Below are 6,826 nucleotides of genomic sequence, written 5' to 3'. Positions count from 1 at the left end.
TCCGATCGCTGTTATCCCCAGATTTCTTTTAATCCCTATCGTAATAGGGAGAAATCCGGGGATAAAGGCGAGCGCTTCGCTTCTTCAGGTTTTTTCTGCCCTCTCCGTTATTGTGTAATTCCATGTTTACTTCTTCAAAAACATAAATAAAAAATCGTCTTATATCACCGTTGGCTGTAATTTAGCCGATAACGGTGAACTTCTTGTCCGAATTCGTCAAAATGTGAATACCTGTCTCGGTAATCACCACGTCATCCTCGATGCGCACGCCGCCAAGGCCGTCAATGTAGATACCCGGTTCAACGGTTACCACCATGCCCGGTTTCAATACATCGTCGCTAAGCTTGGACAAACGAGGAGCCTCATGGACTTCCATACCCAGACCGTGGCCCGTGCTGTGTCCGAATTGCTCTCCGTAACCGTGTCCTGCAATGATATCACGTGCCAATGCATCTGCTTCCCGTCCGGTCATGCCCGGTTTCAGGTTCGCCAGCGTATGTAACTGGGCTTCCAGTACGATATCGTAAATTTTACGCAGTTCAGGTACAGGTGTGCCCGTTGCGATGGTACGTGTCAGATCTGAACAGTATCCATCCAAAAGCGCACCAAAGTCAAATGTAATTAACTCATTTTGTCCGATGACTTTGCCACTTGCTACACCGTGAGGCATAGCAGAACGTTCACCAGATGCCACAATGGTGTCAAATGAAGAGGAGGTTGCTCCATGTTTGCGCATGAAAAACTCCATCTCCAAATCCACTTCACGTTCAGTCATACCCGGTTTTGCGAATTGCAAAACGTGACTGAATGTTGCATCTGCCAGATCCGCAGCTCTTTGCATTACAGCGATCTCATCTTCGTCCTTGAACATGCGAAGTTGCTCCACTATACCAGATACAGCTTTCAATTCAATGGACTGAAGTGCTTCGGCATAAGCAGTATGCGTGCCATAAGTGACATGATCCTGCTCAAAGCCAACCTGTTTGATATTCGCCGATGCAAGCAATTCACGTACGGATTCCAACGGTTTTGGTCCATGTTCCACAACGGTAAATCCTTTGGCTTGTTGCGGCGCCTGTGTCATGTAACGGAAATCGGTAAGCAGATAAGCTTCCTGTTCCGTAATCAGCACATATCCTGCTGAACCTGTAAAACCCGTCATATAACGACGGTTAATCGGATTTGTAATCAGCATAGCCGTGAGTTCATGTTTATGCATGGCCTCACGCAACATATTTACTCGTTTGTTTTCCATCGGTAACCCTTCTTTCTCTCACAATTCCCGGGTCTCCGGCTCAGGTTTGTTTGTCCAGATGACGCACGAGAGCCAGCAGCCCCAGTTCATAGCTTACTTCGCCAAATCCGGCAATTTGCCCGATTGTTTCTGCAGCAATTACTGAATGATGTCTGAACGCTTCGCGTGCATGAATGTTGGATAGATGTACTTCTACTGTAGGAACTTTTACGGCATTAATGGCATCACGCACAGCATAACTGTAATGGGTCAGCGCTCCGGCATTCAGCATGATTCCGTCTGCATCGCCCATCGCTGCATGAATTCGATCAATGATGTCCCCTTCGTGATTGGATTGATAAAAAGCGATGGAGACGCCCAGCTCCTCCGCCTGTCTGCGAATTTTTTCCTCAATATCCTTCAGACTAAGCGTTCCATAGATGCCGGGTTCACGTACTCCGAGCATGTTCAGGTTCGGGCCATTGATTACAACAATCCGTTTCATAGCTGCTCCACCCTTTCTGCAAATAACCATCTGCTATTTTAACACAGCCATTGCCGGATTGAGAAGCTTTTTTGCGGCTATGCTCCCGCTTGCTCTGGCTCACGTTTCCGTTCATCCGTGAACTCCATGGCTACGGTGTAGCCAATAAACAGTCCCCACAGCAAAAAGAAGCAAAATTCTGTAATGATTGAATCCCAGGTTAAGCGGTTTAAGGGCTTCACCATATCCAGTTTGGGACCTACCAGAACAAAGATAATGAGCCACCAAAAAATCCCGTAACCCATGCCTGGAAGCGGTCCTTTCCATTTTTTCAAAGTGAACGTGTAAATTAGAGAGGTGAGAACGGAAAAGACAATAAAAAACAGCCAGCCGGTCAAATGCCCTGCTGCAGTATAGATAAAATTGTGCTTGAAAAAAGGTTCAGCCAAAAATCCCAGTGGCACAATCGTAAAATGAAGCAGATAGAACAGCCAATGCACACCTCCCCAGATAAAACCTGCGAAAAAACCTAGCTCTACTGCAAAAGGGAAGGGCTTAGTGAAATAATGTGCCTGGCCTTGTCGCTGGGTAGTACGTCTACCCCGGTCCTTTTGCTCTCCTTTGTCAGCACGCTGATTTTCCTTATGGGATGTGTGTTCACTCGTGTGCTCTGTCATCGATATTCTCCTTCACGTTCAGTTTGCAAAACTGCGAATAAATCTACATTTTCGCCCTAACTCTACCGGGTAGTATGTACAAATCAGGACAATGTTAACAACATCGACTCTGTATCAACTCGTAAACTAGAAATTGCTCTCAAAATTCGATACAATAGGGTTATAAAACTGCCTTCGACCATGAAGGCCTAGAACAGAATAGGAAGGTGAATAATTTGCCTCAACAATCCAAGCCTGTCAGCTACGGGGGGCAAGCTGTCATTGAGGGCGTAATGTTTGGCGGTAAACATGTCAACGTTACAGCTGTGCGAAGAAAAGACGGCGAAATTACGTATCTGGAAGTTCCCAAGCAAGACAAGTCCTGGGTCATGAAATTGCGGCGGATTCCACTACTGCGCGGGATTGTCAGCATTATAGATTCGAGCGTCAAAGGAAGCAAACATCTCAATTATTCTGCTGACGCATATGCTGATGATGAACTGGAACCTGAAGAAAAAGCAAAGCAAAAAGAAAAAGAAGGCTCAGGTTGGAGCCTTAGCATGATTATCGGTGTTACTGCAGTAGCTATCCTTTCGTTCCTCTTTGGTAAAATTGTGCTTACATTGTTGCCGGTTGTCATTGAGAATTTTCTGTTCAAAAATGCATTCGACAATCAGTTTTTGCATAATTTACTGGAAGGCGGAATTAAGCTGATTCTGTTGCTTGCCTATCTGTGGCTGATTTCTCAGACACCAATGATTAAACGTCTGTTCCAATACCATGGTGCAGAACATAAAGTCATTAGTGCTCATGAAGCCGGAGAAGAGCTTACACCAGAAAATGTGCAGAAGTATAGCCGTCTGCATTACCGTTGCGGCAGTAGTTTTATTATGTTGACTGTCATTATCGGCATATTTTTGTACTCGCTCTTCACATACGACAACCTCTGGGAACGTATGGGACAGCGGTTGCTGTTGTTGCCAGTCGTACTCGGTATTTCATTCGAATTGTTGAAGATGACCAACTCGGTACGTGACATCCCTGTGCTTCGTTATCTCGGATACCCGGGGCTGTGGCTGCAATTGCTGACAACTAAAGAGCCAACGAATGAACAAGTAGAAGTATCCATCGCTTCGTTTAACCGTATGCGTGAATTGGATGCCAAACTCGCAAATGTATCGGCCACGTCGGAAGTTCCTGTTGCAACACTTGATCCTGTGAAAGGGTGAATGATATGAAGAAGCAGGCAATCATATTTTGGACGTTCATCGCACTCGCTGCTATTGGAATCTTGACTAGGCTGGGAAGTGGAGGTATATCCCAAATTATCATCCCCCTCGTCGTGTTCGGAGTTGTGTTCCTGCTCTATAAATATCCGCCCCGCCGTTGGGCACGCAAGACATCATCACCGAAGATTAAACCATCGGCTAAAACCATGGCTAAAGTTAATGCACAGTCTGGTGCCAGAAAAAGTAGCGGTTCTTCCAAAAAACGCAAGGATTATCCTTTCCAAGTCATTCAGGGACAAAAGGGTAAAAGTGATGAAGACGTACCCAAGTATCATTAAAACGCTAATACAGACGAAACACACAGAAAAGCAATTCTCCAAACATGCGGAGAATTGCTTTTTCATTTTTATACAGGAGTCAGCGGTGGTGTCTCCGCCTGTTTCTTTCTAAGCTCTCGTCTCTGTTTGTCCAGCTGTTCACCATATATCTTGGTATTCCACCCACTGAAAAATTCAGTACCAGCGGTAACACCAGATTGATATAAGGCTGTGCTATCTTGTACAGAAAGGTGAAATTCCGTAGGTTTAATTCCAAGGGTAGGAATTTTCACAGTACGGAATCGATTAACCTGTTCGATATATCGCTCATCATGAGCAGTAAGCATCGTTTCAACCAATGCCTGAAGCATACTTAGAGGTCCTCTGATTCTAGCTGGCTCTCCTTCTATTTTGCCAACCATTTTAAAACCGACTACAGGGATGATGTCTCCTCCACGTTCTGTACGCTCTCCATCAAACAGCCAGAGCGGAAAATTGCTCAATAATGCGCCATCCACGATGTAAACAAACTGGTCCGCAAAACGTAATCCTTTGGACAGGATCGGGGATCTGCGAATAGCTACCGGATCAAAGAAATAGGGGATACTGCAGCTCATGCGTACGGCCTTGGCTACTTCCAGTTTCGAAGGATCAATTCCGAATCGTTTGATATCGTCTGGAAGCACCAAAATGGTACCATTGGAAATGTCGGATGCAATAATTAGCAACTTACCAGGAGGCAGATCAGCAAACGTCCGCACCCCCTTTTTTATCAGCATATCTCGTATCCAGCATTCCAGTGCTTCGCCAGAATATAGCCCTTTCTTCAAGAATAGCCTCGCTGCGGGTCCGATCCACTTCGTATCAAATATGGGAGAACGTCGCAGCAACGAAGCAAACGGCGTATTCTCGATAATGCCTTTCATCTCTTCCGCCGAATAGCCCGCGGCCAGCAAAGCAGCTACGATGGAACCCGATGACGTGCCCGCTACGCGATTGAACTCAACACCGTGATCCTCTGCACCCTTTACGGCGCCAGCAAGTGAAATTCCCTTTACGCCGCCACCTTCAAATACTCCGTTAATCAACACAATAAAACCCCCGTTCTCCAGGCAGTCCATGCTACTACTGCCACTGTATGAGAACAGGGGTTGGTCATATTACGTTAAAATGTTTTACAGTCCATAATAGGCTTTTAATTTGGCGATCAAGCCGAGCGGGTTTTTCGTCAGGTACTGTGAGCTGAAGAAAATATCCCCTTTCACCGTATCATATTTCTCATTATATATAAGCTGATCAATGATTTCTTGGGATGTCTGCCACCCGATTTCTGGTGTACCAAGCTTATAAGGAGAGTGACCAATATACAATTTCACATCGGTATTTGCCACTTCATTGGCCCACCAGTCAACCACCTTGTCATATCTGGCAGCACTTAGTGTCATGCTCCAGTACACTTGGGGTGCAACATAGTCAATCCACTCCTGCTTGATCCAAGTCCGCACATCCGCATTCATGCTGTCATAAGCGGTTACTCCAGCTTTTGTATCAGAACCTGTCATATCAACCGATTTGTTACGCCATACACCAAATGGGCTAATGCCATATTCAACGCCAGCTTTCACCTTGTGAATGCTCTCTCCGAGCTGCTTGACGAATTGATTGATATTGTCCCGGCGCCATTCTGCACGATCACTCGTATTCAATGTGTTGTATGCTTTGAAAGCCGCATCATCATTAAACGTTACATTGGAAGGATAGAAATAATCATCCAAATGTACGCCATCAACATCATACTGGTTAACTACTTCCATGATGGAATCAATAATATGCTGTCTCGCTTCCGGAATGCCTGGATTAATATACAGCTTGCCTGATGCGTTAACAATCCAGTCCGGATGAAGCTTGGATACATGATTGGCTGCAAGCCCGGTTGTCGTTGCCGAATTAGTAGCCCGGAACGGGTTGAACCAGGCATGGAACTCAAGGCCACGTTTATGAGCTTCCTCGATCATAAATGCAAGTGGATCATACCCGGGATCTTTCCCCTGTGTGCCTGTCAGTACACTATTCCACGGTACAAGACCTGATGGATAGATCGCATCCCCATTGGCTCGCACTTGAACAAATACGGCATTGATCCCCATATCCTTCAACGTATCAAGCTGCTGAATGAACTCCAACTTTTGTTTTTCTACATTTCCTTTGGCACTAGATGAAGGCCAGTCTCCGTTTACAGTTGAGATCCAGGCTCCTCGCATCTCATCTGTATTTGGCGTAGTTCCCGTCCCTCCAGGCTCTGCTGGTGTCACTGGACTAGGATTGGGATCATTGCCTGTGGCCAAATTAATCGTCTGCTCAGATTGGTTCCAGGTGACCTGAATTCCCAAGTTCTCACTGACGAATCGGATCGGTACCATGACACGGCCTTGCTTCAGTTCTACCGATGCATCAAGATCAACCACAGCACTATCCACCGTTGCCTGCTGGCGCCCACTCGTCATCGTAATTACGGAATCGGATTTCTTGATCGTAACTGTGCGGGTAGCCTGTGACCAAAGCACAGATGCACCCAGTCCTTCGCTAATAACACGCAAGGGGACCATCGTTACATTTACTTTGGGCAAAATGTAAGGTGAAACATCCGACTCCAAACGTTGACCATCCAAATAAATAACAATTTCCTTTTGACTAGCTGCCTGCGCCGTCAGTCCTGATGTTTGTAAACCCAGAACAAAAATGAGCAGCAGGATCCATCCTTTACGAAGCTTCATCAGTGCAATCCTCCAAAATAATTATAAATTCGCGGCAAATTCTGCTAGTTTAATAGACGCTCCTAATGATTGTTAAGTTGCGAATAATCGCCAAATTCTGGTCAGAAAAATGCAAAAGGACGCTCCCTACCG

General features: G+C 45.8%; 7 protein-coding genes. 2 read left to right on the top strand and 5 right to left on the bottom strand.

Annotated features, from left to right (window positions below):
* Positions 1-181: 181 nt before the first annotated feature.
* The 3 genes from G3352_RS20195 to G3352_RS20185 all read right to left on the bottom strand — a co-directional run bounded on the left by G3352_RS20195 (position 182) and on the right by G3352_RS20185 (position 2,395).
* Positions 182-1,255: a M24 family metallopeptidase gene (locus G3352_RS20195; protein ID WP_163759208.1), complete on the bottom strand. Its 1,074-nt coding sequence runs from the start codon at positions 1,253-1,255 to the stop codon at positions 182-184.
* Between the two features lie 40 nt (positions 1,256-1,295).
* Positions 1,296-1,739 (bottom strand): type II 3-dehydroquinate dehydratase, encoded by a 444-nt coding sequence (aroQ, locus tag G3352_RS20190; RefSeq protein WP_163759206.1) that lies wholly within the window; start codon positions 1,737-1,739, stop codon positions 1,296-1,298.
* A gap of 77 nt (positions 1,740-1,816) precedes the next feature.
* The gene (locus tag G3352_RS20185; RefSeq protein WP_163759204.1) at positions 1,817-2,395 is read right to left on the bottom strand and encodes a YqhR family membrane protein; all 579 of its coding nucleotides are present in this window, start codon (positions 2,393-2,395) and stop codon (positions 1,817-1,819) included.
* A gap of 215 nt (positions 2,396-2,610) precedes the next feature.
* On the opposite strand from G3352_RS20185, the gene G3352_RS20180 reads away from it, so the two are divergent.
* Together G3352_RS20180 and G3352_RS20175 are read left to right on the top strand one after the other, a co-directional pair.
* Positions 2,611-3,603, top strand: coding sequence for a DUF1385 domain-containing protein (locus G3352_RS20180; protein ID WP_063565687.1), 993 nt, complete (start codon positions 2,611-2,613; stop codon positions 3,601-3,603).
* A 5-nt stretch (positions 3,604-3,608) separates the two neighbouring features.
* Positions 3,609-3,941 carry a hypothetical protein gene (locus G3352_RS20175; RefSeq protein WP_113053998.1) on the top strand — a complete coding sequence of 111 codons (333 nt, stop codon included), beginning with the start codon at positions 3,609-3,611 and terminating at the stop codon, positions 3,939-3,941.
* Between the two features lie 68 nt (positions 3,942-4,009).
* Here the strand turns inward: G3352_RS20175 and G3352_RS20170 are convergent, their stop codons facing one another.
* Both G3352_RS20170 and G3352_RS20165 read right to left on the bottom strand, forming a co-directional pair.
* On the bottom strand, positions 4,010-5,011 hold the full coding sequence (locus G3352_RS20170; RefSeq protein WP_163759201.1) for a patatin-like phospholipase family protein: 1,002 nt from the start codon (positions 5,009-5,011) through the stop codon (positions 4,010-4,012).
* An 84-nt stretch (positions 5,012-5,095) separates the two neighbouring features.
* Positions 5,096-6,694: a family 10 glycosylhydrolase gene (locus G3352_RS20165; protein ID WP_163759200.1), complete on the bottom strand. Its 1,599-nt coding sequence runs from the start codon at positions 6,692-6,694 to the stop codon at positions 5,096-5,098.
* Positions 6,695-6,826 lie beyond the last annotated feature (132 nt).

It is taken from the genome of Paenibacillus sp. ALJ109b (assembly GCF_010747435.1).
GTDB lineage: Bacteria > Bacillota > Bacilli > Paenibacillales > Paenibacillaceae > Paenibacillus > Paenibacillus taichungensis.
This window is presented reverse-complemented; position numbering and strand designations above follow the sequence as displayed.

Coding starts and splice junctions, on each gene's coding strand:
- aroQ (WP_163759206.1), bottom strand. CDS start 1,739: ATGAAACGGATTGTTGTAATCAATGGCCCGAACCTGAACATGCTCGGA.
- G3352_RS20195 (WP_163759208.1), bottom strand. CDS start 1,255: ATGGAAAACAAACGAGTAAATATGTTGCGTGAGGCCATGCATAAACAT.
- G3352_RS20165 (WP_163759200.1), bottom strand. CDS start 6,694: ATGAAGCTTCGTAAAGGATGGATCCTGCTGCTCATTTTTGTTCTGGGT.
- G3352_RS20185 (WP_163759204.1), bottom strand. CDS start 2,395: ATGACAGAGCACACGAGTGAACACACATCCCATAAGGAAAATCAGCGT.
- G3352_RS20175 (WP_113053998.1), top strand. CDS start 3,609: ATGAAGAAGCAGGCAATCATATTTTGGACGTTCATCGCACTCGCTGCT.